This window comes from Paenibacillus sp. 4624 (assembly GCF_050435065.1).
Classification (GTDB): Bacteria; Bacillota; Bacilli; order Paenibacillales; family Paenibacillaceae; genus Paenibacillus; species Paenibacillus amylolyticus_D.
This window is the reverse complement of record NZ_JBNDJR010000002.1, coordinates 536,576-561,296: the sequence shown is the minus strand read 5'-3', so window position 1 is coordinate 561,296 and position 24,721 is coordinate 536,576. Positions and strand designations below refer to the sequence as shown.

18 protein-coding genes are annotated in these 24,721 nt (G+C 48.1%); 6 read left to right on the top strand and 12 right to left on the bottom strand.

Translation table 11 applies throughout. The features are described from left to right. Window positions 1–50: 50 nt before the first annotated feature. From ABIE27_RS06770 to ABIE27_RS06760, 3 genes are read right to left on the bottom strand one after another with little or no spacing between them, the layout of a single operon-like run. Complete coding sequence (locus ABIE27_RS06770; RefSeq protein ID WP_429350172.1) at window positions 51–983, bottom strand: ABC transporter permease; 933 nt, start codon at window positions 981–983, stop codon at window positions 51–53. Continuing rightward, window positions 980–1,792: an ABC transporter permease gene (locus ABIE27_RS06765; RefSeq protein ID WP_429350171.1), complete on the bottom strand. Its 813-nt coding sequence runs from the start codon at window positions 1,790–1,792 to the stop codon at window positions 980–982. Before ABIE27_RS06765 ends, ABIE27_RS06770 begins: the two co-directional genes overlap by 4 nt. Further along, window positions 1,773–2,618 (bottom strand): ABC transporter ATP-binding protein, encoded by an 846-nt coding sequence (locus ABIE27_RS06760; protein ID WP_429350170.1) that lies wholly within the window; start codon window positions 2,616–2,618, stop codon window positions 1,773–1,775. Before ABIE27_RS06760 ends, ABIE27_RS06765 begins: the two co-directional genes overlap by 20 nt. Window positions 2,619–3,124: 506 nt before the next feature. Between ABIE27_RS06760 and ABIE27_RS06755 the strand changes: the two genes are divergently transcribed. The 3 genes from ABIE27_RS06755 to ABIE27_RS06745 all read left to right on the top strand — a co-directional run bounded on the left by ABIE27_RS06755 (window position 3,125) and on the right by ABIE27_RS06745 (window position 7,634). Next, entirely contained in the window at window positions 3,125–5,335 is a 2,211-nt protein-coding gene (locus ABIE27_RS06755) for a methyl-accepting chemotaxis protein (protein ID WP_429350169.1), read from the top strand. A gap of 134 nt (window positions 5,336–5,469) precedes the next feature. Then, window positions 5,470–6,471 (top strand): GTP 3',8-cyclase MoaA, encoded by a 1,002-nt coding sequence (gene moaA, locus ABIE27_RS06750; protein ID WP_123065268.1) that lies wholly within the window; start codon window positions 5,470–5,472, stop codon window positions 6,469–6,471. Window positions 6,472–6,797: 326 nt separating this feature from the next. Further along, window positions 6,798–7,634 carry a methyl-accepting chemotaxis protein gene (locus ABIE27_RS06745; RefSeq protein ID WP_429350168.1) on the top strand — a complete coding sequence of 279 codons (837 nt, stop codon included), beginning with the start codon at window positions 6,798–6,800 and terminating at the stop codon, window positions 7,632–7,634. Between the two features lie 162 nt (window positions 7,635–7,796). Here ABIE27_RS06745 and ABIE27_RS06740 read toward each other — a convergent pair whose 3' ends face one another. Next, a complete protein-coding gene (locus ABIE27_RS06740) occupies window positions 7,797–8,405 on the bottom strand; it encodes a LysE/ArgO family amino acid transporter (protein ID WP_429350167.1) in 609 nt (202 codons plus the stop codon). Between the two features lie 219 nt (window positions 8,406–8,624). Between ABIE27_RS06740 and ABIE27_RS06735 the strand changes: the two genes are divergently transcribed. Next, on the top strand, window positions 8,625–10,142 hold the full coding sequence (locus tag ABIE27_RS06735; protein ID WP_429350166.1) for a PLP-dependent aminotransferase family protein: 1,518 nt from the start codon (window positions 8,625–8,627) through the stop codon (window positions 10,140–10,142). Window positions 10,143–10,355: 213 nt separating this feature from the next. Here ABIE27_RS06735 and ABIE27_RS06730 read toward each other — a convergent pair whose 3' ends face one another. The 6 genes from ABIE27_RS06730 to ABIE27_RS06705 form a co-directional block, all read right to left on the bottom strand. Beyond that, window positions 10,356–11,183: a carbohydrate ABC transporter permease gene (locus ABIE27_RS06730; protein WP_251509348.1), complete on the bottom strand. Its 828-nt coding sequence runs from the start codon at window positions 11,181–11,183 to the stop codon at window positions 10,356–10,358. Beyond that, complete coding sequence (locus ABIE27_RS06725) at window positions 11,180–12,064, bottom strand: carbohydrate ABC transporter permease (protein ID WP_123065264.1); 885 nt, start codon at window positions 12,062–12,064, stop codon at window positions 11,180–11,182. Before ABIE27_RS06725 ends, ABIE27_RS06730 begins: the two co-directional genes overlap by 4 nt. Window positions 12,065–12,294: 230 nt before the next feature. Beyond that, window positions 12,295–13,575 carry an ABC transporter substrate-binding protein gene (locus tag ABIE27_RS06720; protein WP_123065263.1) on the bottom strand — a complete coding sequence of 427 codons (1,281 nt, stop codon included), beginning with the start codon at window positions 13,573–13,575 and terminating at the stop codon, window positions 12,295–12,297. A gap of 142 nt (window positions 13,576–13,717) precedes the next feature. Next, window positions 13,718–14,818 (bottom strand): response regulator transcription factor, encoded by a 1,101-nt coding sequence (locus tag ABIE27_RS06715; RefSeq protein ID WP_429350165.1) that lies wholly within the window; start codon window positions 14,816–14,818, stop codon window positions 13,718–13,720. Continuing rightward, the gene (locus ABIE27_RS06710) at window positions 14,815–16,611 is read right to left on the bottom strand and encodes a sensor histidine kinase (RefSeq protein WP_429350164.1); all 1,797 of its coding nucleotides are present in this window, start codon (window positions 16,609–16,611) and stop codon (window positions 14,815–14,817) included. The genes ABIE27_RS06715 and ABIE27_RS06710 overlap by 4 nt, the downstream gene beginning before the upstream one ends. Before the next feature lie 354 nt (window positions 16,612–16,965). Then, on the bottom strand, window positions 16,966–18,972 hold the full coding sequence (locus ABIE27_RS06705) for a beta-galactosidase (RefSeq protein WP_123065261.1): 2,007 nt from the start codon (window positions 18,970–18,972) through the stop codon (window positions 16,966–16,968). Between the two features lie 225 nt (window positions 18,973–19,197). Here ABIE27_RS06705 and ABIE27_RS06700 point away from each other — a divergent pair, with 225 nt between their 5' ends. Beyond that, window positions 19,198–20,169 (top strand): AraC family transcriptional regulator, encoded by a 972-nt coding sequence (locus ABIE27_RS06700; protein ID WP_123065422.1) that lies wholly within the window; start codon window positions 19,198–19,200, stop codon window positions 20,167–20,169. Here ABIE27_RS06700 and mobA read toward each other — a convergent pair. After that, window positions 20,139–20,783, bottom strand: a complete 645-nt coding sequence (gene mobA, locus ABIE27_RS06695) for a molybdenum cofactor guanylyltransferase (protein ID WP_123065260.1) — start codon at window positions 20,781–20,783, stop codon at window positions 20,139–20,141. The genes ABIE27_RS06700 and mobA overlap by 31 nt on opposite strands. A 280-nt stretch (window positions 20,784–21,063) precedes the next feature. Between mobA and ABIE27_RS06690 the strand changes: the two genes are divergently transcribed. After that, window positions 21,064–22,302, top strand: a complete 1,239-nt coding sequence (locus ABIE27_RS06690; RefSeq protein WP_123065259.1) for an MFS transporter — start codon at window positions 21,064–21,066, stop codon at window positions 22,300–22,302. A 601-nt stretch (window positions 22,303–22,903) separates the two neighbouring features. Here the strand turns inward: ABIE27_RS06690 and ABIE27_RS06685 are convergent. After that, window positions 22,904–24,676, bottom strand: a complete 1,773-nt coding sequence (locus ABIE27_RS06685) for a glutamine--tRNA ligase/YqeY domain fusion protein (protein WP_429350163.1) — start codon at window positions 24,674–24,676, stop codon at window positions 22,904–22,906. Window positions 24,677–24,721 lie beyond the last annotated feature (45 nt).

The following is a 24,721-nucleotide window of genomic DNA, read 5'->3' as shown; positions in this document are numbered from 1 at the left end:
CCGCTAGAAAACAGAGCATTTCAGATTTCATAATTTCAGATTTCAGAATGTTATTGAGGGATAGTATGCACACGACTCCAGTGAAGCAGGCGTTTTTCAGCCAGAACAACCGTCTCATAGAGCACAATGCCGAGGATCGCTGCGATGACGATACAGGACCAGGCCAGCGGCATGTTGGCGAGCCGAATCTGATCAGAGAGCAAGTAACCCAGCCCTTGGGAAGCGATAAAAAACTCCCCTACAATAGCGCCGATAATACTGGTCGACATGTTGATTTTCAGACCCGCAAAGAGAGATGGCAACGCATGGGGCATCCTCAGCTTCCAAAAGAACTGTTTTCTGCTCGCCGCCAAGCTGCTCAGCAGTTCTTCATACTGCGGCTGAATAGAGGTCAGCCCTTTGAACAGGCTGACAGCCATCGCGGCCATCGTTATGACCGACACGACGGCAATACGTGACCAGATCCCGTCTCCGAACCAGTTGTTCATGATGGGAGCCAGAGCCACAATCGGAACAGCATTCAGCGCAGACAGGACTGTGACGGCTGCCCTGCCACTATTCGCGAAAAGTGAAGCTCCCATCGCAGCCAGAGCCCCTAGCAGCGAGCCAATCAGAAACCCGCCCAGCATCTCGGTACCACTGTAGATGGCATAGCGGAAGAGCATCTCGGCATTGTCCCGGATAGATGCAGCAATGGCAGAGGGTACGGGCAACTGATAATCTTCCAGTGACAGCAGCACATGAAAGAAGCGCAGTTGCCACAATGTTAGAAAGATTCCGCCTGCGAGCCATGGCAATAGGCTGCGAAGCATCCTGCCAAGCTTCATGCCAATACGCTGAATACCTGTGCGGGAGCGGCCAGTAGATGAGGACGAAGGTTCCGCTTGTTGTTCCCAACCCCTGTTGCCAGGAAGAGGTTGCCCCGTAGCTCCGCTTGTGGTTCCTTCATCACGTTTTCGCTGGAATACACTGCTTTTGCTCACGGCTGCTCCCCTCCTTTGGGTCTGAATTCGGGCTGCCATGGGGTAAGCCAACGTTCAGCCAAGCTGATGAACAGATAGGAGATGAGTCCGATGCCCATGCTGAGCATGATGGTTGCCCAGAACATACCTGCTTGTGCTGAACCATAATACAGCGAGCTGACCATCAGTACGCCAAGTCCATCAGGTGCTCCCATCAATTCCACGACAATCGAGGAGGTCACTGCGAGTGGAGCCGCAATTTTCATGCCGGAGAATAGACCAGGAATTGCCGAAGGCAGTAAACACTTTACATAACGTGCTCTCCACGAAGTGCCGTAGGCACGCATGAGTTCCAGATACTGAGGAGAAGCACTTTTCAAACCTTTTAAGGTATGGATGATGACCGGGAAAAAGGTGACATACGCCGCCATGACAATTCGCGCCCACTCGGCGTTATGAATAATGCCATATACGATCGGAGCAAGCCCGATGACCGGAACCATCTGTGAAGACACCACGTAAGGAGACAACGTGCGTTCAATCCAGACCGCGGCACTCATGAGCAGTGCCAGTGATGCCCCTAGCAATGTTCCGCCGGCAAAACCGATGGCAGCATTGCCAAAGGTAACCGAGCCTTGCTCCGCCAGCGTGCTCCAGTGACGGAAGAACGACTCCATGACAATGTGAAGATATGGCAGACGAGAAGTGGCCTGCTGCGGAGACATAAACAGATGCAGCATCCACGCCAGCCCTTCCCAAAGGACGAAAATCGATATGATCCATATCATCACCCAGGCACGGTAACCCGGTTTAAACAAACGAAGGAACATGGGCTTTATCACGCTCCTCATGAAAACAGTTACGAATCGTCGTTATCATCTGATAGAAGGATTCGTTTTCCCTCAACTGGCTCTCTCGCTCGGCTGGAAGGTTCACGGAATGGATCGAATGCACTTGGCCCGGATGGGCAGAGAGTACGATGATGCGGTCCGATAAAAAGACTGCTTCGGGGATGCTATGGGTAACAAAGAGGAAGGTTTTTCCGGTAGAACGTTTAATCTCAAGCAGTTCCATCTGCAGTTTTTCTTTGGTGAATTCATCCAGCGCAGAGAACGGCTCATCCATTAGTAGAAGGGGTGGATCAAGTGCCAGTGCACGTGCAATAGACACGCGTTGCTGCATCCCTCCGCTCAGCTGCCATGGATAATGATCTGCAAATCTAGTCAGTCCAACCCTATCCAGCAGTTCACTGCTAATGCGTCGACACTCTTTTCGCCGGGTACCCCGTAGTTCCAGCGGCAGTTCTACATTGTGGCGCACCGTACGCCAATCGAACAGAGCCGGAGTCTGAAAAACGATGCCGAACTCCCTTTGCAGCCTTGCCTGCTTCGGTTCTTGTCCTGCGATCCGAACACGGCCTGTTGTTGGCTGAAGAAGATCAGCAACAATGCGGAGCAGCGTTGATTTGCCACAGCCGGAAGGACCTAACAGGGAGACAAATTCATTGGATGCAATATGAAACGTCACATCGGATAAGGCTTTTACTTGCTGAGGTCCGCTACCAAAGACGACAGAAACATGGTCCACATCAATAAGAAGCTGTTCAGAGGTACTTTTCGTGGATTGATGAAGTGATACAACAGAGGGAGAGGTCATAGGCATTCTCCTTTGGAAGGATGGGATGGTTGGAGACATCAAGGTTGAACGGTGGTAGGTTAACCTACACAAACGTAACGGGTTGACTTGTTAGATACTACTATATCGCTTTGACTGAAAATTACATTATACAAACTGTTTGGAGTATGGGCTTGAACATGTGACAAACTGTAAAATGAGATTGGTTCTCAGCACATAAGCTACACATTTGTTGTGACATGAAGTAACGTATATCTGCCATAAATTAAACTCTCCTCTTTACTCCTTCTTCTGCAAACAGCGTATATTCATTTGTATTAATTGATGAAATATTCGGAAAATATGACATATCCCCTCGTAATCCTATGAGATTTCATGTATAACGATGGATATAGACAGAGATTGGAATAAAGCCATGGTGGGATACAGTTGTACCAACTATAGCTTGAATTATCACAAAATCATTGAAGACAACATGTTTGAGGGCTGTTCAAATCTTTTTAAATCCAAAATTTGGGGTGGTCATCATGTTTGATTGGCTGGGATGGAAAAAAGGGTTGCCGCTGTGGTGGTCTTATCGGTTGAACGCACACCGTAAGGAAGATGTGGAGCACATTTTTGAAGGGATCGCGGAGACAAGAAGACAGTTATTGATGGATTGGGCGAGTGATCAGTGGAGTCATCTGGATCGATTGCTTCAGCAGATCGAATCGGTTGACCTCCAAGATGCGAAGCCCGGATCACCACAGGCAGAGAAGCTGGATACCTGGTTTAAGGCGAGCTACGCACGAACTCAGGATAGCACGGAATTGTTCATTCTTAACGAGCAGCATGAAGTTTCATTTTCTACATATCAGAAACATATAGGTCAACGTTATAACCCTCACGAGAATATATCCTTCGGTCACGGATTGAGCCATGCACAAGCAGGCATACATGGTCAGAAGTGTCTTTATGGTCCGTATTCTGATCCGCTTACACTGGAGATCGGGCCACGCTCGTCCACATTTCATGACGCCATTACCTTGATGTTCATTGCCCCTATCGTGCAACAAGGTAAGTATGCGGGTGCTTTATGCAGCCGTATTCCTGGCGACGTGCTTGGTGATCTCATTCAGCGTGAATCGGGACATATCTACCCGGATTCAGGGGATAACTATCTGTTTATGGCTGAGTCTGTATTGCGGCCTGAGCTGCAACCAGGTACCGCTCTATCTCGCAGCCGCTTCGAGGACCGAACATTTACGCATGGGGAAAACCTGAAAGACGGTGTGACCACCGATTGGGGCATCGTGTCTGTCCAGAAGCATACAGAGCTTGAGCTGATGTTCACCGATCCCTCCACCGGCCAATTGCATCCGGGGGTATCGAAAACGATTCAAAATGGCTCCAATCTGTTTGTGGCCTATCCCGGTTATTCGGATTACCGCCATATTCCCGTCATCGGTAAAGGTATCACCTTTCAACTTCCTCACTGCCCGGATCGCTGGGGCATGATGTGTGAAGGTGATCTGGAAGAAGTATACCGAATACGCAGTATCGGATGGCGACAATTCAAACAGCATAGCTTCTATATTACGCTCTCGGCTGTTCTGGCTGCCGCCTTGATTTTTGCGCTGACAGGCAGTGGATGGAACGCAGCTGCAATCGCTGGCTTTCATATCATCTTTGGATTCTTTGGTGCATTCCAGCTTCATCGCAAACAATACAATCGCGTCCATACGGACTTGCGCAGTCTCAGTCAATTCATTCGAGTGAATGCAGAGGGGAAAGGTGATCTTACCCAGCGTCTGGATACGAACGCTTTTGCTCAAGATGAATCAGGTGAACTGGCCAAATGGATTAATAACATGATCGATTCTCTGGAGAGCATTATGCTCAAAGTGCAGCGTGCTACGGTGGACGTGATGGATAATCAGCATCTGATGCGTGCATCTACAGAGACTACTCAAGTGACTACTGACCGCGTCAACCTCAAGCTTGGTTCAATGATTCAAGCTACCCGTACACAATTACAAGACCTGGATCAAGCAAAGCTGGCCGCCGATCATATGCGATTAACCCTAAAGCAGTTGGAGGCATCCGCCAATGAACAGATTGGTGTAGCCAGACAGGAAGTAGGTCGCATCGGTGATAAAATGATTCAAATCTCCAGTGCCGTGTCGGATACAAACCAGACGATTCTCTCCTTCCTTGGCACAATGAAAGACATCTACCGCGCTTTAGCGGTCATTGAAGAAATATCGGCACAGACCAACCTGCTTGCATTAAATGCGACAATCGAAGCCGCTCGTGTGGGAGAGCATGGACGCGGATTCTCGGTTGTCGCTGAAGAGATTCGCAAGCTGGCTGATGTGTCCCGCTCCTCCACGGAGGACATTCATCAGATTTTAGATCGGATCTCGACGGCTGCAAGCGCAGCATCCAAGCAAATCACCGAAGGAGATCAGGTGCTTGCAGAAGGAACAACACTGGTTCAAGCAGCATCAGAGCTTCTCCAAAAAGCCACTGCGGAAGAAGCGGAGCGTACCCAAGTCGTCGATCAGGTCGTATTTTTAATGGAAAATATCGCTGCCATCAGCCACCAAAATCGGGTGACCTCTACCGAGGTGGAAGCCGAGATGATGGCGTTGATCCGGGATATGTTGAAGGTTCAGCAATCCTCCCATGATGTGGAGGCCATTACCCTTTTCCTGCAGCAAGTCGTCAGCCAATTTCAATTGAATCAGTCTGCCTAAATTGCTGTCACGGGACGTCATCATTGACGCGGATTGGAGAAATAGCTAAAATTTGATGCAACTGTTGCTTTTACAATTGTCGTATCATTTTCTATAGAAGATTTCCAATCTGAACCGTTGAAAGGGTGGTCTGCATGGAATTGCTTCAGGATTCATTTGGCCGCATACATGACTACATCCGTATTTCCGTTACGGACCGCTGCAATCTGCGTTGTGTCTACTGCATGCCCGCGGAAGGCATGGAGTTTGCTCCGCATGATGAAATTATGAGTTATGAAGAAATTACGGAAGTGCTGAAAGTGCTCGCCCCGATGGGCATGCGCAAGGTTCGGCTCACGGGGGGAGAACCGCTGGTACGGAAGGATTTGCATAAACTTGTGGGCATGATCTCTGCCATTGATGGCATCGAAGACATTGCACTGACCACAAATGCCTTGCTGCTGGACAAACAGGCGAAGGCTTTGAAGGATGCTGGGCTGAACCGTATTAATATTAGCCTGGACTCCCTGCATGCTGACCGCTTCTCTATGATCACACGCGGTGGAGATGTCAATAAGGTGCTGAAGGGTATCGAGGCAGCTACTGCAGTGGGCCTGGCACCGATCAAGCTGAATGTAGTGCTCATGAAAGGCATTAATGATGATGAGATCAAAGACTTCATTGCTATGACGATGGATCAGCCGCTGCATGTGCGGTTCATTGAATACATGCCCATCGGGCATGCTTCCGACTCCTGGCGCAAATCGTATTTGCCACTGGAGGCCGTAACGGATGTGTGCGCCGAGGCTGGCTGGACGGTTGAGAATACTGAGGGCCCAGCCGGGAACGGTCCATCCCGCAACATGAAAATTGCAGGCTCCCAAGGCACATTTGGTCTTATTCATCCGGTCAGTGACCACTTCTGTGATAACTGTAATCGGCTGCGCCTTACAGCGGACGGACATATCAAGGCTTGTCTGTACTGGTCAGATGAATACAATGTTCGCCGCTATGTAGATGATCCCGATGCGATGGCTGCACTTTTCCTGAAAGCACTCGGTACCAAACCGAAAAATCATGAAATGGCACTGGCACTGGAGAAAAAAATGCAATCCCACACCCCGACGGTACGACGTATGTCGCAGATCGGTGGATAGAAGGAAGCCGTACAGCTTTACGGCACGAAAGAAATGTTTCAAGCGCCTAACGGAAGACCCATCGTTTGCCGCACATTGCGTCATTGGAAAAAGTCATAATAAATACTGTTTTATGTATGATCAAAACAGACGAGAACATGATGTTCCCGTCTGTTTTTTCGCGCTTATGTACATATCTAATGAAAATACACCTTCCTCTGATTCAAACGCTTCAAAAAAATGTAATAGACGTTATGCCCTTTTCAGGCCTAAAATACGCCAATCGATCTGACGATGTATAATATACACCCAGATGATATACACACACACTATAGGAGCTGACCTTATTGAACATCGTTGAAGCACTCACAGCAGCAAGTCCTTATTTTAAAATTATGCTGAAAGAACACGATATCATGATTGCCGTTACCGATACCGAGAAGTTCTGGTATTATGTCCCTGGCAACGAGCTTGATCTTGGCATCAGAGCCGGAGATCCTATCTCTCTTGAAGACCCTACACTGCGCCGGGCACTTGTGCATGGGGAGACTTCAGCCAATCGCATTGACGCCAAATTTTACGGCACACCCATTATTTCGTCCGCCACCCCGCTTTATGATGATGAAGGAAAGATTGCGGGCACGCTTGCTATAGGTTTTTCACTTCAAAACGAAGAAAAGCTGGAGTACTTTACCGACCTGATCACAGGCATCAGCAGCAGGCTCTCAGAGATGGTGCAGACGGTTGCTGCACAGTCCGAGCAACTGACTGCTTCGTCTACGCAAATTATGGACAATACTCGCCTGGCTGTGAAGAACTCCGGTGAGGTCAATAAAGTTGCCGTATTTATTCGTGAAGTATCGGAACAAACGAATCTGCTTGGTCTGAATGCAGCCATTGAAGCCGCACGTGCGGGCGCGGCAGGTGCGGGGTTCGGCGTAGTTGCATCCGAAGTGCGCAAACTGTCCACTGGAACCAAAGAGGCAACGGTGAATATTGAACGCTCCCTCAAGGATGTGCAGTCCTCCATTCAGCAGATGGAACAGGAAATTACCTCTATTGCACAGTCCAGCAATGCACAGTCTGAACTTGTAACGGAGTTCATTGAAATCATTGACCATCTGAACGCAACAAGCCAAGATCTTAAAGTGTTCATTGAATCGATGCTGCTAAAAGCAGAATAAACGAATACATCAAGCTTCTCGTGATTCTATGACGGGGAGCTTTTTTTGATACTGAGTGCTGGCTAGCAGGTGCGAGGCTGTCCCCTTCTTACATCTATCCCGCCTTTATGATTCCCCTATTTTTCATTGATTCACCCTGCTCATGAGCTTTGAGTACTTAACTTAGGAGTGAAAAAGCTTCCAGCTCATCATCAGTGCGATTCCCACCATAATCAGAGCGGATACGCGGCTCAGCACAATTCGTAGATGCCCTGTGCGGTCATGATTGCCAACTACGCTGCCTGCAGCGGCAAGCCCCAAAAACCACACCCAGGATACAGCCATCGTTGTCGTTGCAAAATATAACCGTTCCACCCCTTCATACTGAAGTGAGCTGGTACCAATTACAGCTACGGTATCCAGCAAGGCATGCGGGTTGAGCAGGGACACAGATGCAGCAAAAGCAATCTGCCGTCCTGCAGACATAGCCACTGGAACTTCTTCGGGGGAAGCGGATGATTTCCATAACCCCCAGGCCATGTAGAGCAAAAACAGGCTTCCAGCCCCATATAAAACATGGGTAAGTAGAGGCCATTGAACCAAAATGAGAGACATGCCCCCCACAGCGGCTCCAATCAACAGTGTGTCACTAATCCCTGCTGTAATTATAGCTGGCAGTGCATGCAGGTATTTCTTTTGCGTTAACCCTTGATTGAAAATAAATACATTCTGAACACCCAGCGGCAAGATCAGGCCGAATGCCAGCACCACCGCATGAATAAAAACGTCCATCGCCCTTCCCCCTTATCTCTTTGTTCAGCGTAAATGAAATCAGGAAAGACGTAACCAGCCACTTGGATGGCAATGAACCCAACCAAATGGTATAGTGGACGGTACGAATACGATAACGGACACTTTAGAACCCTCCGTCTCTGTACATCCTAACAACTGTCATAGACACATGATCAGCGACAACTTTATCTTCATGACTACAGGAGGTGAAACCACCTGATGGGACGTCAATATTCCAATATTTCTTCTGGCCATAGCTGGAAGCCAAACCCTGCGCTTGATGTACCTTTGTATCGCCAGATCGAAGCCTATATCCGGCAGAAAATCACAACAGGTGAGTGGTCGGCTGGGACTCGTCTTCCTTCTCAGCGAATGTTGGCAGCATCCATGGGTGTAAACCGCAGTACGCTGGTCACCGCTCTGGATAACCTGACTGCGGCAGGCATGATTGAAGGCCGGCACGGAGGCGGGACCTATGTCTCCGGTTCCGGTTGGCACAGTATGGCCCATGCCGCGTTACCTAACTGGAACGAAGCTGCACAGGAAGGCTGGTACTATCCAAATTTGCCCGAGATTCAGCAGATTAATCAGGCGGAGTTCAGGCCTGGCATTATTCGACTGGGTACAGGTGAGCTAGCGCCGGAACTGATGCCTAACGATGCGTTTAATGAAATTCTCCAGACCCTGTCCAGCCGAGCACTTATGCTGAATTACATCGAACCTCAAGGCAGTTTGGCGCTCCGTGAGGCATTGTCTGTGCATTTGCAGTCTGGTGGTATTCAAGCCTCACCAGATTCGATCCTGATCGTGTCGGGATCTCTACAGGCACTGCATCTGATCTCCGTGGGACTGCTACCTCGTGGATCAGCTGTATTATTAGAGAAGCCATCCTATCTCTATTCCATCCACGCCTTCCAATCGGCAGGGCTCAAGCTAAACGGAATTACCATGGAGGAAGAGGGCTTACATCTGGGGCATTTAGAACGTGCGATGCACACGTTACACACAGGAAAAGACGAGAATAACGGCGAATCCTTCCCGCTACTGTACACCATTCCGAGTTTTCATAATCCTACAGGCAGCGTAATGAGTCGCCGCCGCCGGGATGAATTGTTGTCCCTCGCCCGCAGTTCCGGTATTTCCATCTTGGAGGATGCCGCTTATCAGGAACTTTGGCTGGATCACCCTCCCCCTCCTCCACTTAAGGCAAGTGACCAGGAAGGTCGGGTGCTGCATATGGGCACACTCTCCAAAGCAGTCAGTCCAGGTCTTCGTCTTGGCTGGCTTGTCGGTCCTGTGCCCGTCATTCGAAGGCTGGCTGATATCAAAATGCAAACGGATTACGGTACCAGTTCAATCGCACAAGAAGCAGCCGCATTATGGTTTGCAGATGGCCATCACGCAGCCCATATGGAGCGGCTGCGTCCAGAGCTCCAAAGACGCAGAGACTTCATGCTGGAGCTGCTTCAACGTGACCTTCGTGACATTGCGGAATGGAAGATCCCAGAAGGCGGCTTCTATATCTGGCTACGCTTCACAGCGGAATCCTTGTCTATCCGCAAGTTGTTCTATGCCTGTCTGGAAGCAGATGTACTCATTCATCCAGGTTATCTGTATGATCGCATGGATGCGAGTCATATCCGCCTCTCTTATGCCTACGCCTCGCAAGATGAGACGGAACGCGGACTCATGGTTCTTGTCGAAGCTGCCCGAAGGCTGATGGTGTCCAGCTTGTGAGCAACATTTTATGTATGCCAACCAAGATACTTCCCCTGCCGTATGGCTCCTTCATCTAGATGCTGCTCACCTTACGCTTACGTTGGCCGTTCGACAAAATGAAAATAGCCTTGAACCTGGGCGGAATATATCCGCAGTAGTTCAAGGCTATAAATATAAGCGAGCACTCACAATCATTGAAGAAGTCAGTACCAAGAGATCATACCCCAATGGTTATCCTTTGACCGCACCCTCTGCAATACCCTCCATAATAAACTTTTGGAAGAAGGCATAGATCAGGATGACCGGAATTGCTGTCAAAACCAGAGAAGAGAGAATCAACGGCCATTCCTTATTGTACTCACCAAACAGCATGTTTGTGGACAGGATCAGTGTATACCGGTTTACATCCGTCAACATCAGTAGTGGCAACAGGAAGTCATTCCAGATCCACAGGAAGTCCAGAATGGCTATCGTCACTGTGATTGGAAGCAGCAGCGGGAAAATAATCTGAAAGAACGTCTGGAATTCGTTACATCCATCGATCTGAGCGGATTCTTCCAGTTCACGCGGAATGGACTTCACAAACCCGTGATAGAGGAAGATTGCCATGTTTACACCAAGTCCGATATAGATCAAGGCCAGTCCGTAAGTGCTTCCTTGCACCCCCATCGTCTTCGCTACACGTGTCAGCGGGATCATGATGGAGTGGAAAGGCACCAGCATGGATGCAACAAACATGAAGAAGATCAGGTTACTTAATCGACCGGAAGTCCGTGACAGCTTGTAACCTGCAAGCGAAGCACAGAAGACGATTCCTCCAATGCCCAGAATGGACACAATCGCAGAGTTCAGCGAGCTGCCGAGCAGATTGATTTTGTTAAACGCATCCGTATAGTTTTCCCAATGTAATGTGGTCGGCAGAGCGATAAATGATTGGAACATTTCACCCTGTGTTTTGAACGAGTTCACCACAGCCATGTAGATTGGAAGCATGGCTAGCAGGGAGCCGAGAATCAATAACAACCGAATCAGGTAGTTATTCAGTCGCTGCATTCTCATGCTTCCACCTCTTTTCTCTTCATGACGGTGATCTGGATAAGTGTGAAGATCAGTACTATGATGAACAATACAACTGATTTGGCACTTGCGTAACCGTATCTGAAGTTGTTCGAAAAAGCTTCTTCATATATATTCATGGTGATGACCTGTGTAGCCCGACCTGGGCCGCCACCTGTCAAACCATAGACAACCTCGAACACTTTGAATGCACCGTTCAATGTCAGGAAGAAACAGATTGTAATGGCGTGTGTAATCATCGGCAGTACGACGTTACGCAGCACCTGAAACGCATTTGCGCCGTCAATGACCGCGGCTTCCTTAAGACTTTTCGGTACACCCTGCAATGCAGCCAGGTAGATGATCATCATATAGCCCACACCGTTCCAAAGCGATACGATTAGAATCGAGTAGAAGGAGAACTTCGGATCACCGAGCCATTGTTGGTCGAGAAAAGAAATAGCCAATTTCTCAGCCAGCTGCGGCAACACCTGGGAAAAGATGAACGTCCACATGAATGCACTGATAATGGTACTGATCATATTGGGCATGAAAAATAACGTCCGGAACAACCCTTTGCTGCGTGTACGCGACTCAATGAATACGGCCAGCAGCAATGCAATGACATTTTGCAGAATGAGCATAAAGATCACATATTTCAGCGTAAACCACAGCGAGTTCAAGAAATCGGGATCTTCCTTGAACAATTCCACAAAGTTTCCCAGTCCGATAAAGCTGTAGTCACGGTTTAATCCGTTCCAATCCGTCAAGCTGTAGAACATCCCGCTAAACGTCGGGTACAGCAGGAATATCGCATAGATTATAAAAGCTGGCGCTGTGAACGCGAGCAGTGAAAGATACTTTTTGAACACATTCGTAGCCATAACTTCTCCCCCTTTTTGCACAGCGGATGAAGGTTAACGGGGGAACGAAGATCGTTCAACCAGCCGTTTCATCTGCTTCGAGACAGTGACGAAATAAAGCACCGCTAATTTGTTGACAAAACCCCCGAGAAACGGATATAAACGAGATCTTGTCAACAAACGCGGGTGCTGCTTCCGTACATCTCAACCTTGTTGACCGTTCAGGCGCTTACTAGTTAAGCATTCAGCTCTTACTTGTTGACTTTATTGTAGGACTTCCACGCCTTGTCGAGCGCATCAATCACCTGCTGTTGATTCAATTGACCAGAGTAGTATCCTTGCAGCGCTTTACCAGACTCATCTTTAACGGCTTGAGGGATCGTTGGATCCTGATATGCTTTGCCTTCGTTTACATATTTCAGGGCATCGTCTACCCATGGGAAGCTCTTGAAGGTATGCACTTTGGCAACCGGATTAAACTTGAGTGCTTCGTAGAATGCACTGGAGTCTTTGTCATCCAGAATGTAGTTTACAAAGTCGAGTGCCACTTCTTTATTTTTACTTGTCGAAGATACGGCCAGGGAAGTGGAGGTACTCAGGTTGATTTTCGTATCATCCGGATTGTCGTTCAGCGGCATTGGAGCTACACCAAAATTGATGTCAGGATTGGATTTCAGAATCGTTTCTGCGTACCAAGGTCCTTGAATCCACATTGCTGCTTTGCCTGTAGCATACGCCGCTGCACCATCATCCGCTCCGACTTCAAGCGCTTTATCCGTTCCATTGGCATTGACGAGATCGAATACGTCAAACAGTGCTTTCATATCGGAGAAGGAAGCTTCGTCCTTGTTCATTTTTTCTACAAAGTCTTTGTGCTCTGTCTGTGTCAGTGCCCCTACAGTGAGCGGCAGGAACAGTTGCGGAACCCAAGCTTCTTTGTAAGAAAGCTCAAACGGGGTGATGCCAGCTGCTTTCAGCTTCTCTACAACCGCTTTCATTTCTGTCAAGGTCGTTGGCACCTCAAGCCCTTGCTCCTTGAAGATATCTTTGTTGTACAGATAACCCCATGACAAGGTTTCAAGCGGAACCGCGACGACTTTACCACTTGCATCCGTTACCGAAGGTTTGACCGAATCCAGCAATTTATCTACAAAAGGTTGGTTGGACAAGTCTTCGAGATATCCGGCTTTGCTGAAAGGTGGAATCTCGTTCACCGCGTGCAGAGCGAATACGTCTGGTGCATCATTGGATGCTAGTCTTGTTTTCAAAATCTGAGGTGCGTTATCTGCTGGCGGCATCTCCAGCTGCACATTCACCTCGATGTTTTTGTCTGCTTTTTCCTTGGCTTTGAACTGTTCTATATATTTATCGTAATGTTCTTTCAGCCTGGGTTGAGCAATGAATACTTTGAGGTTCACGGTGCTGCCAGCTTTGACTTCGTTCTGCTCAGTATCTGTGCCTGCATTCGAGCCGCAACCCGCGAGCAGAACGCTAACCAGTGCCGCACTTACAACGCTTTTCCATACTTTCATCTCTTATGACCTCCCGGTGTGTGACTGGTTTGTCTTTCATAGGCTTATTATATATCGCAAAATGTAAGCGCTTCATTGGACAAAATTAGACTCTTCCATTGGATTATTTTAAACCTTAATTCAAATAAAACCCCCGAATGAGTTATTCGGGGAATGGGTTAGACAACTTAGACTGGCCCTTGCGCATCTCTCCGGGTGACACACCAAAGTGCTTTTTGAACACCCGATAGAAATAGGACACATCTTCATATCCGGTCATCTCGGCAATATGTTTGAATGGAATTTGATCGTCCAATACCCACTCTTTTGCTTTAGTCATTCGAAGCTGCACGATGTAATCCGTTACATTCACGTCGTACTCTTTCTTGAATGCTTTGCTCAGATATTCCTTGCTGACAAAAAAGATCTGGGCAAGCTGCTCCAGTGTAATCATCTCCATGCAGTGCTGCTCCATATATTGCTTCACATCTTGGAGGTTCAGCTTATTCTTATATTTTCGCTGTGCAATAAGCTGCTCTAATACCTGATAATACGAATCAGCGATCCACTCCACAGCGGCGGAGATGGAAGTTAAAGCTGCTGCAGGCGGCAATGCCCCTTCTTCCGAGCGACCTGACAGTCCGTTAGACACACACAACTCATCCAGCAAGTTCTGCAACTCGTAAACAACACGCCCAAGCTGGCGAGGTCTGAGGATTTCACTCCGTTCTAGCTTCTGCTCCAATTGCTGAAACCATTCCCGCAAACTGGGCAGATTCAGATCGTTGAATCGCAGACGTGCTTGCTGCTGGAACAGTGAGAACTCACCTGCGAATAAGACCGGATAAGCTTCCCACAACTCTGGAGCCGTAGTTGCTTTGTCCAGTTCACGGCTACATTTTGCCAGCGTAGCATTTAATTCGTCTGGATTCACCGGCTTCAGCAGATAATCAGCTGCACGATACCGCAGAGCGTGTTTGGCATAATGAAAATCATCATAACCGCTAACCACAACGACCTTAATCTCCGGGTATTGACTGTTCAGCGTCTGCATCAGCTCCACACCGTCCGATCCCGGCATACGCATGTCGGTAATAATAAGATGAGGCTGCAAAGCCTTGACCATCTGTATCGCCTGTTCTCCATCCTCTGCTTCACCGCAGACAACCAAGCCGAGCTCATTCCATTCACCAAGATTGCGGATAATATCCCGATTCCACGGCTCATCATCCACCAGCAACACTCTATAGATCTCCTTACTCACAAGGGCTCGCCTCCTGTTGTGCAGGGGATTGTTACGATCACTTTTGTTCCCTGCCCTAGTTCACTTTCCATACGTATACCGTATTCAGGTCCAAAATGCATCACCATTCGTGATGCAGCATTGAGCAGTCCAATACTCGTGCCTGAACTCCATACCCGATCGGTATGCCGCGTAATGCGTTCCAGTTTCGATTGCATCTCTGCGAGCCTATCCGGCTCCATACCCACGCCATTATCACAAATTTGAATGGTCACCATACCCTGCTGTGGATCACAGAGCACTTCGATGCCCAGTCTCCACTCCCCAGGCTTTTTCTCCAACCCATGCAAAAATGCATTTTCTACAATGGGCTGCAATGATAACTTCGGAATATAACACGCTCGGAGTTCTCCCGTAATTTCCTGCTTATATTCAAGCCGGGTGGCAAAACGCTGCTTCTGAATCAGCATATAATGTTCCAATTGATCCAGTTCGGATTGCAGGGGGACAAGGCCGTCCGGTGCCCGCACAATATACCGGAACATTTCACTTAAAGCCCGAATCACCTTGTAGCTGTCTGCCGGTTTTTGCGAATAGACCATGCCGCCGATCATCTGCAGTGTATTTTGTAGAAAATGAGGGTGAATCTGAGATTGTAGCGCTTTGAGCTCGGCTGTCTGCTTCTCCAGATTCATTAAATAGTTGTCCCGGATATGTTCCCGGATTCGGCTAGCCATACCGTGCAGATTTTTCTCCAGCAGGCCGATCTCATCCACTCGTCCGCTGCGCTCTACTTTACGATCCTTGATCAGCTGGATGCCCTTCATGGAATTCGCCAGTTTGACAATAGGTTTAGAGGTTCGCCAAGCGACCAGTGCTGCCAGAGCAACAGATACTACCGTTGCCACTCCGCCCACGACAAGTCCATACTTCATCGTTTCCAGTGCGCTCTCGTTAATGACATGATCCGGTACGATTTTGATCACCCGCAGCCCTGTCGACTCAATATCGTGATAGAAAATATATTCCTGTGCTGTGCGAATAAAACCTGCGTTATTCTTCGTTTCACTCAGCTGCTTCAACGCTTCATCCGAGGGCTTGATCAAGGAATTCGGCTGATATACCGGATGACCTGAGCCATCCCCAATATATGCGGTATAATCTCCCCTGCTGTCGAGCAGGTCCAGAGTCTGGTTAAACTCAGCCCATTTGATCTCCAGACTGATTGCCCCGATCTGAGCCTGATCCTCAAAGCGGTTCATGCTGCGGGTCATATGGAACTTCGCCGGATCTATCGGATCATTGATAATTGTAAAATCTTTATGCTCTGTAAAAAGCTTATCGTATGCTTCCGGAACATCCTGAACCGTCTTAATGCGAGATTCCATCGAGTTAAACGTGAACAAAGTGTCCTGCTCCTTCAAGTACAGTTCGACACCGAATACATAATTGCCAGCAGAATAGTACACACTGTTCAGCATATTAAAGACGGCTTTCTGTTCATCGAAACGGCTGGAGGCTGGTGCTTCCCGAGTCAACGCCAAATACTGATGCAACTCATCACTGATCTGAATGGAATAAATGATATTATTCATGCGAGTAAACTGTTCTGCCAAATAGATAGACGCCCAATTCATATTGACCCGGTTCGTATCCATAATCTCTGCTTCCATGGAGGAACGTGTATTCTCCGCAGCTACCGCGGTCATCACAATGACCGGCAGTACAGCAACCAGGGTCATCGCCAAAATCAGTTTATTACGAATGCTGCGCTTGAAAGGGTCTATCAGCCGACGGTAGAATTCGTTAAACACAGCGCATCCACTCCTGAGCTAAAATAAGACAAACGCCCCAGCATCAAAGCGAGGGCGCCATGGTCTTGTTATTTTTTTCGGAAAATATGAAGTAAATGTTGAACTAAAGATTTTACACAGGCCATTCCGATGACAGAATAACCTGGAGAGTAGCGGTTATCCCCAGATTTTTTTGATTCCTTTTTCCAAAAGGGAAAATCCGGTGATAAGTTTATGCTTCCGATGTAGCTTTCTTGCAGAAAGCTTTCAGGCGACCGCTTCGCTTTTTCAGGTTTTTTCTGTCCTCTCCGTTAAAGTGTAAAAGAACAATTCAAAATCTTCTATTTTCCTTAGGTACATTTTCAATATCATTCCCTAGTGTTGCTCGATAATGCGTACGCCCCATCGTTCCAGCTTGATCTCTTGCCCAGCAACAATCGAATCTCCTGATAATAGCTCTGTCCCTTCGCCATGCGGATTCTTGAAGGAAACCGGCGCATCCGAATAGTTGAAATAATAGCGAATGGTATGACCCTGATCGTTCACACCTGTCTTCACAATGAGTGGAAATGCAAGTTCCTGATCCGCTCCCCATACGCCAGCTTCTTTCATCACACGTTCCAGCACCTTGCGAATGACGGCAGCACTCGTATAACATCCAACATATGTCGCTTTGCCTGTACCATAGTTATTTTGCGTGATCGCTGCATACTCTCCCCAGTGTGGATGATCGTACCAAGCGAGCACCTCCGCCGTCGTCGGTGTAATCAGCTCCATCCAGGTGTGCACCTGATTATGCTCCTCACCTACGCCAAACGGATCATCCCGCAGCGCGACATGCTTCGGCTCAACAAACAGGTTATAGCTAATACCACACGCTTCACTGATCAGTCCGGGCTGACGCGTAGAGCGAACTTTGATGTGCTCATTGGCAAAACCGCTTTTAAACGAGTACACGATGTGTCCGCCGTCCTGTACAAATTGATTTAATTTTTCCAGCAACGCATCCGAAGCTGCGTACAGGGCAGGCACAACAAGCACATCATAGTCTGCATAACTCTCCACGGAAGGATCGATTAGATCGCAGCCAATGTTCATTTTATACAGTTCATCGTACATCCAGCGCACAACGTCGTTGTAGTTCTTGTCACTTGTAAAGTTAAAGCCAAACCACTTGATAGAGGTCAACGCCTCGTTGCTAAACAGTACAGCCACCCGATTCGTCTTCTTCAGATTCACCAGCTTAGGACTCAGGCGGGCAAAATCGCTGCCAATCGTCTTTGCTTCGTTATACACCGGATTCGGTTCAAAATCATGGCTCAGCAGACCTTTCCAATAGGTCTCAAACGAATTGTGCAGCGAGTGCCAATGCCAGTAGGCAACCATGTTTGCACCTGAAGCCAAATGGCTGAATGCCTGTAATCGCAGCTGGCCCGGATAAGGAACCCAGTGCCAGAAGGCCTGTGCTTCGGTCTCCAGGACCAGATAATTGGATTGTTTCGTGGAACGTGCCACATCTCCTCCAAACGAAATTTCAATTCCAGTTAACTCGTCCTGGGAAGGATGATAGATATCTACACTGGTGATGTCAAAAGGTCGGGATGCCGCAAAATGATCGACATCCCCTTGAATGCCGTAGGAATACCCGCGCCATTCAAAGTCAAAGTTCTGGGTAACAAACTGGCCATCCTGTTTGTACTCATTAACAATCCCTACTTGCCACGCCAGGAAATCCGTGACCAATTGCCGCTGGAACTTGGCAAACTCAGCTCCCAAGCTACCGTTAATGGTACCCACAACGGAAGGGAAGTCTTCCCAACTGTTGATGCGATTACTCCAGTAGTCCAGTCCAAATTCCTTGTTCAACTCGTCCAGCGAGCTGAACTTGTTGCGCATATATTTAACAAACTGTAACTGCACGTTGTCTCCAGCTGTGTTGTAGTGCTTCGTTTCGTTGTCTGTCTGATATCCGATGACAGCCGGATGTTTACTCACACGTGAGATCAGCTTGCGGATGATACGCTCTGCATAAAACAGATACGTCGGATGAGTGATATCCATAATCTGTCTCGCTCCATATTTTCCAGGTCCCTGTGCGGTTGTTGCCAGAACGTCCGGGTGCTCCTTCACCATCCACGTCGGAACAGCATACGTTGGTGTGCCTACGATGACATGAATTCCGGCCGCATGCATCGCATCCAGCACCCGGTCTACGGAAGTGAAATCAAACACGCCATTCTGCGGTTCATGGGTACTCCACGTCGATTCAGCGATGCGTACGACATTGATGCCAGCCTCTTTCATCATCTGAATATCCTTGTCCAGTCTCTCATATGGCATATATTCATCATAATAGGCTACGCCGTATAATAATTTGTCCATGAATTAGTCTCCTTTGAGTGTATAAGATAAGTTGACATGTTCCCACTTCTAATGGTAGCGTTTACATTATTGCTAGTATCGTTTTATTCGTTGTTCAGTATCTGTTGATACGCTTGCATATCCCTATATATTAGGATGTCCGCGTTAAACTGATTATAATGAAGTACATGCAGCGTGCCGATGGCACAAGGCGAGTATTTTTTACCCTTTTCCGAGGTGAATGTCATGGATAACCGTTCGCAGCTGCGAGAGATGCCATACCATACGCTGGCACACTGGCTTCCGATAATTGATTGTAACATCAAATTTTATGGCGCTCATAGCCAGCAAGTTCCATATGGGTGGGCTATGCCTGAGGAGACACATCCCGGCTTTGAGATCATTTTGATCATTCAGGGCACGCAGGAGAGTATCATTCATGGCTACACGTATACGGTGGACGAAGGCTCTATTCTGCTCATTCCGCCAGGATTCAAACATACTAATACATGCATCTCTGCGGAAGGCATGACCTATTTTAGCGCACATTTTAACGTGGATGATCCGGTATTCACCTTAAAACTGATGTCCCAGCGCAGCAGAATCTATGCTGCAGGTATGGGAGATAATATGAAAATAAGAGCTGTGCTTGAAAGCTGGATGAGCATGATTAATACGGCCGAGGCTTATTCATCCACAGACAAATTACTCATGCAAGCACGGATGTTTGAACTGTTCGCGCTGTTATCTCAAGCAGCAGAGAATGCACCCGCATCCGCCCTTTCGGTCGATGCTGCTCACGCTCCTGCTCCGACAGCCATGCATTACGCGGGAGCGATCGCCGAAGCGATCAAGCAGGCTTTCCATGCCCAGCTGCGATCAAGGGATGGCAATGTATCTTCGGTCAAAGTCGAGCAAATCATTGCGTCGTTTGGCATCAGTCCGGGATATGGTTTGCAGGTCTTTCGCAAAGTATTTGGTCATTCTCCGCGGGCCTATCTGTCTAAACTGAAATTACAGGAGGCCAAAATGCTGATAGAGCAACCTGATCTTTCGCTTGGGGAGATTGCGATAAAACTCGGTTACACCCACTTATCACATTTCAGCAGACAATTCAAACGCTGGACAGGGCAAAGCCCTCTGCTCTATCGGAATCAGCATGCAGAGAACAGCCGGGATTCCGTTTCTCAACTTTCAGAAGGAAACTTGGAACGCTGAAGACGAATACGTATATTTTCGAATTCTTCCGGGGTGTTCATATTGCTCAGTTGCAGTGCGGCGTGCTCGATGCCCGCGTGCTCCAGTTCGTTTATTTCGACAACATGGCCACCGATCTCGTCCAGCCAGCGAATAACACGCAGCCGGTCATGCATAAGGCACTGCTCTAGCTCGGGAAGTACACGTTTGTGGTAAACTCCGGCAAGTGGATGAGTACGTTCTTCTACACGGGGAACGATGGCACTGCTTGTTGGATACTGTTCTGCGATTATCTTCATTCCATTGAAAAAAGAAGTTTGCAGCAGCGGCATGTCGCAAGCACTGACCAAGTTCCAATCTGTACGAGAAGCACTGAGTGCTGCGTGAAGCCCGGCAAGTGGTCCCTTCCCGGGGTAAACATCCTTTACGCATTCGAAATCCTTATCCCCCTGTGCGTTGTAGATTGCTTCGTTCGAACCTGTTGCAACTACAATTCGGGATACGGCGGGCCTGATCGCATTGCTTATATGAGTTAACACAGCTGAGCCGTTCAGTTCGAGCAGTGCTTTGTTCGTTCCCATTCGGCTGGATAGTCCACCTGCCAATATAATGCCGGTCCATTTATTAGCATCCATAGTTCTCTCCTCTTCCCGTAAGAACCTGAGTTATATATCCGTGTAAAATATTTATGAAACTCCGAATCATATATCAGAAGTCGACCGATACATTGCAAATCAACTCCATACCCTAAATCTACACCGAACTTATAAAGCACGCATCCATATCCTACATTTCGTTACATCCGTTTTGGGAGTAAGACATACCTCAGGACATACCTTTAATTCATATATTCTATACGTTGAATCCCCTTTCAACAAATGATACATTGAACAATATGATTCGATTCGGAAAGGAATGGCTCAATTGGACAGATCTGCACCTGTGAGAGGCACCTCCTCGCTGACCTCTCTGAAACTATATAACTTTTTCATCTACGGAGCCATTTCGATCTTTGCCGGATTCCTGCAGCTCTATCTTCAAGAGATTGGCATGACCAAACTGGAGATCGGCAGCCTCATGGCCATTGGTCCTTTTGTATCTCTGTTTGCCAATCCATTCTGGGGATTTTGGAGCGATAAATCACGCAATATTCGTATTGTGCTAATGATGATGATGGGAGGCACCTTTGTGCTAGCACAGGGTGTATTTTACGCGCCCTCATATGCATGGATCTATGTCGCCATGATTTTCTTTTATTTTTTCCAAAGCCCCTTATTCGCTCAGACCAATAGTTTGATTCTTGGTTATATTGACGGTACAGGTCAGAAGTTCGGGTCATTTCGGCTCTGGGGCTCTCTCGGTTGGGCGCTGACTGCAGTTGCTGCCGGGCCGGTTATTGACCGTTTTGGCGTGAGCAGTGTATCCATTATTTTTGCATGTATGATTGCTGTAGCGTTTATATTTTCTGTACTCTTGCCAAGGCAGCCCATTGCTTCCGATACCCCGATTGTGACGTTCCGTAGGTTCGGCAAAGTGATGTTTAATCCGTATTTTATGATTTTTATCGGTCTTGGTGTGCTTGTTTCGGTACCCAATGCCATGAACAGTACATTTATGTCGCTTTATATTGTAGAGATGGGCGGCGACAAACAGATGGTCGGCTGGGCCATCTTCACATCCTCTATTCTCGAAGTGGGTGTGTTCCTGTTGCTGGATCGGCTGTTGAAACGCAAAATGAGTATACTACTGGGCTCTCTGATTTTAATTAGTCTGCTGTTTGCCCTGCGCTGGCAGCTCATGGCGCTGGCTAACAACCCGATGGAGGTTGTCTTTATTCAGCTCATGCACTCGGTCACCTTTGGGGGTTATTTCTATGTGGGCACACAACTGACGATGTTGTTTATTCCACGGCCTTATCGCTCCTCCGGGCAAGCGGTATATACGATGGCTTGGGGTGGTCTCTCCGGCGTCATTGCCGGCCTGTTTGGCGGTTGGCTATTCCAAAGCTTCGGTGCAGAGGTGATGTACAGCATCGGTGTCTTCTTTTCCCTCGTTGGCGCGACTGGTTTTGCTATCATGTGGCTGTGGAACCGTCGTAATGGGTACCAGCCAACGGTGCTGACCGAGATGGGCAATATGGATGAAGACAAGTAGGCTATTGACCTGAACGAACACAATGATGACCAGACCACGGTTCTATACACTGTTCTATCGCTTTACGCTCCGCGGTCGTTTTGCGGCTAACGATCACCAGGAAGCTTATTTGAGCCATTTCTAGACGTTTCATATTCTAACGATCCGTACGGAGCTTATTTCTTGAAAATGCAGTCTTTTCACCCTGTTTTCCTCGTTTTAGACAGAAATAAGGCTTCTGGTGATCATTAGAATTCAAAAGTGCCGAAAATCGGGCAAATAGCGTTTCCTGTGATCGTTAGAGTAATTTGCATTCCATAATGAAAGACGGTTCCTTTATATCGGAAAAATCACAAGACGGGCGTCCCGTCATCTTAAGGATGAAGGAACGCCCCTTTTTAATGCTTATGCAGCTTGTTAGTCTCAAAACTTCGTGCTCTAATCCGAACCCTTCAAGCATTCGACAGATGAAAGTCGTGGCTAACGTAGGTTTACCCACCAGCTCTGTCTCATGCTACTATTCTACGTCTATCTAATGCTCTTGTGTGTCTATCTCATGCTCTTGTGTGTCTATCTCACGCTCTTGTATGTCTACCTCATCTCGTATCCTCGTGTATCTGCCTTATGCCTTAGGCAATTGGAACGAGCTTTTCAGCGATACAACCCGGTTGAATACCGGACGGCCTGGTTCGGAGTGTTTCGGATCAACACTGAAGTAACCGTGACGGAAAAATTGGAACTTGTCCTGCGGTTGTGCTTCTTTCATCTCTTGCTCCACGTAACCGTGAACGATCTCAAGCGAATTGGGATTCAACTGATCCAGGAACGTTTTTTCCGGTTGCTCCACTGCTTCTGCTCCAGCACCAGTCACATCCGCCTCCATCTCAGCCCCTGCTACAGCAGCTTCCACTTCTGCCTCCGCTTCCGCTTCCGGTGCATCTGCCGAAATCAACGGCTCGTACAAACGGAATTCCGCGGGTACCGCTTGCGTTGCTTCTACCCAGTGAATCGTGCCTTTCACTTTACGTCCTTTAAAGCCGCTTCCGCTCTTCGTTTCTACATCATAGGTGCAATGAATCTCAACGACATTACCGTCTGCATCCTTGATGACGTCATTACATTTAATGAAGTAGGCATGCTTCAAACGAACTTCGTTGCCAGGGAACAAACGGAAGTATTTGTTCGGTGGATTTTCCATAAAGTCGTCTTGCTCGATATAAATCTCGCGGGAGAACGGAATTTGGCGGTTGCCCATCTCCGGATTTTCCACGTTATTCTCCGCTTCCAACCATTCCACTTGTCCCTCAGGATAGTTGGTAATAACCACTTTGAGCGGGTGCAGCACAGCCATGGTGCGCGGAGCTTTCAGTTTCAGATCCTCACGAACAAAGTGCTCCAGCGTTTGCAGATCAATGACACCATAGTTTTTGGAAATGCCTGTTTCGTATACAAAATCACGAATCGCTTCCGGTGTATATCCCCGGCGGCGCAGCCCCGAAATCGTCGGCATGCGCGGATCATCCCAGCCATCGACATGGCCTTCGTCCACAAGCAGCTTCAGCTTTCGTTTGCTCGTTACCATCTGCGACAGGTTCAGACGGCCGAATTCATACTGACGCGGCTGACTCTCCATCTCACATTCCGCGATGACCCAATCATAGAATGGACGTTGATCCTCAAACTCCAGGGAACACAGGGAGTGAGTTACGCCTTCAATGGCATCTTCGAGCGGATGCGCAAATGCATACATCGGGTAGATACACCATTTGTCGCCCGTGTTATGGTGGTGTGCATGAGAGATACGGTAGATCACCGGATCACGCAGGTTGATGTTAGGCGAAGCCATATCGATCTTGGCACGCAGCACTCTCTCTCCGTTCTTGAATTCGCCTGCACGCATCCGTGTGAACAGATCGAGATTCTCTTCCACCGAACGCTCGCGGTACGGGCTGTTTTTGCCCGGTTCGGTCAGCGTTCCGCGCATTTGACGGATTTCGTCGGCGCTTTGATCGTCGACGTAGGCTTTACCTTTTTGAATAAGCAAGACCGCACGGTTGTACATCTCATCGAAATAATCCGAGGCAAAACGTTTCTCGTTCCACTCGTATCCGAGCCATTTCACGTCTTCCTGGATGGAGTTCACGTACTCCACGTCTTCCTTCACAGGATTCGTGTCATCAAAGCGCAGATTCGTCTTGCCGCCGAACTCGCCGCCCAGCGTAAAGTTGATCCAGATCGCCTTCGCATGACCAATATGCAGATAACCGTTCGGTTCCGGTGGAAAACGGGTAATAACTTCCTGGACTTTGCCCGACCGGAGGTCTTCCGTAATGATATTTTTAATAAAGTTAGGTGGGGTTGTGAATCGGTTGTCCACAGTTATCAAACCTTTCATGAATGGATTGGAGCTTGCAAATAGTACAGCAATTCCGGGTAAAAT

Bases quoted from the DNA above. Each gene is read 5' to 3' on its own strand.
- ABIE27_RS06740 (WP_429350167.1), bottom strand. From the start codon at position 8,405: ATGGACGTTTTTATTCATGCGGTGGTGCTGGCATTCGGCCTGATCTTG.
- ABIE27_RS06760 (WP_429350170.1), bottom strand. From the start codon at position 2,618: ATGACCTCTCCCTCTGTTGTATCACTTCATCAATCCACGAAAAGTACC.
- ABIE27_RS06765 (WP_429350171.1), bottom strand. From the start codon at position 1,792: ATGTTCCTTCGTTTGTTTAAACCGGGTTACCGTGCCTGGGTGATGATA.
- ABIE27_RS06685 (WP_429350163.1), bottom strand. From the start codon at position 24,676: ATGAAAGGTTTGATAACTGTGGACAACCGATTCACAACCCCACCTAAC.
- ABIE27_RS06735 (WP_429350166.1), top strand. From the start codon at position 8,625: ATGGGACGTCAATATTCCAATATTTCTTCTGGCCATAGCTGGAAGCCA.
- ABIE27_RS06720 (WP_123065263.1), bottom strand. From the start codon at position 13,575: ATGAAAGTATGGAAAAGCGTTGTAAGTGCGGCACTGGTTAGCGTTCTG.
- ABIE27_RS06755 (WP_429350169.1), top strand. From the start codon at position 3,125: ATGTTTGATTGGCTGGGATGGAAAAAAGGGTTGCCGCTGTGGTGGTCT.
- ABIE27_RS06700 (WP_123065422.1), top strand. From the start codon at position 19,198: ATGGATAACCGTTCGCAGCTGCGAGAGATGCCATACCATACGCTGGCA.
- ABIE27_RS06725 (WP_123065264.1), bottom strand. From the start codon at position 12,064: ATGGCTACGAATGTGTTCAAAAAGTATCTTTCACTGCTCGCGTTCACA.
- ABIE27_RS06690 (WP_123065259.1), top strand. From the start codon at position 21,064: ATGGCTCAATTGGACAGATCTGCACCTGTGAGAGGCACCTCCTCGCTG.
- mobA (WP_123065260.1), bottom strand. From the start codon at position 20,783: ATGGATGCTAATAAATGGACCGGCATTATATTGGCAGGTGGACTATCC.
- ABIE27_RS06705 (WP_123065261.1), bottom strand. From the start codon at position 18,972: ATGGACAAATTATTATACGGCGTAGCCTATTATGATGAATATATGCCA.
- ABIE27_RS06730 (WP_251509348.1), bottom strand. From the start codon at position 11,183: ATGAGAATGCAGCGACTGAATAACTACCTGATTCGGTTGTTATTGATT.
- moaA (WP_123065268.1), top strand. From the start codon at position 5,470: ATGGAATTGCTTCAGGATTCATTTGGCCGCATACATGACTACATCCGT.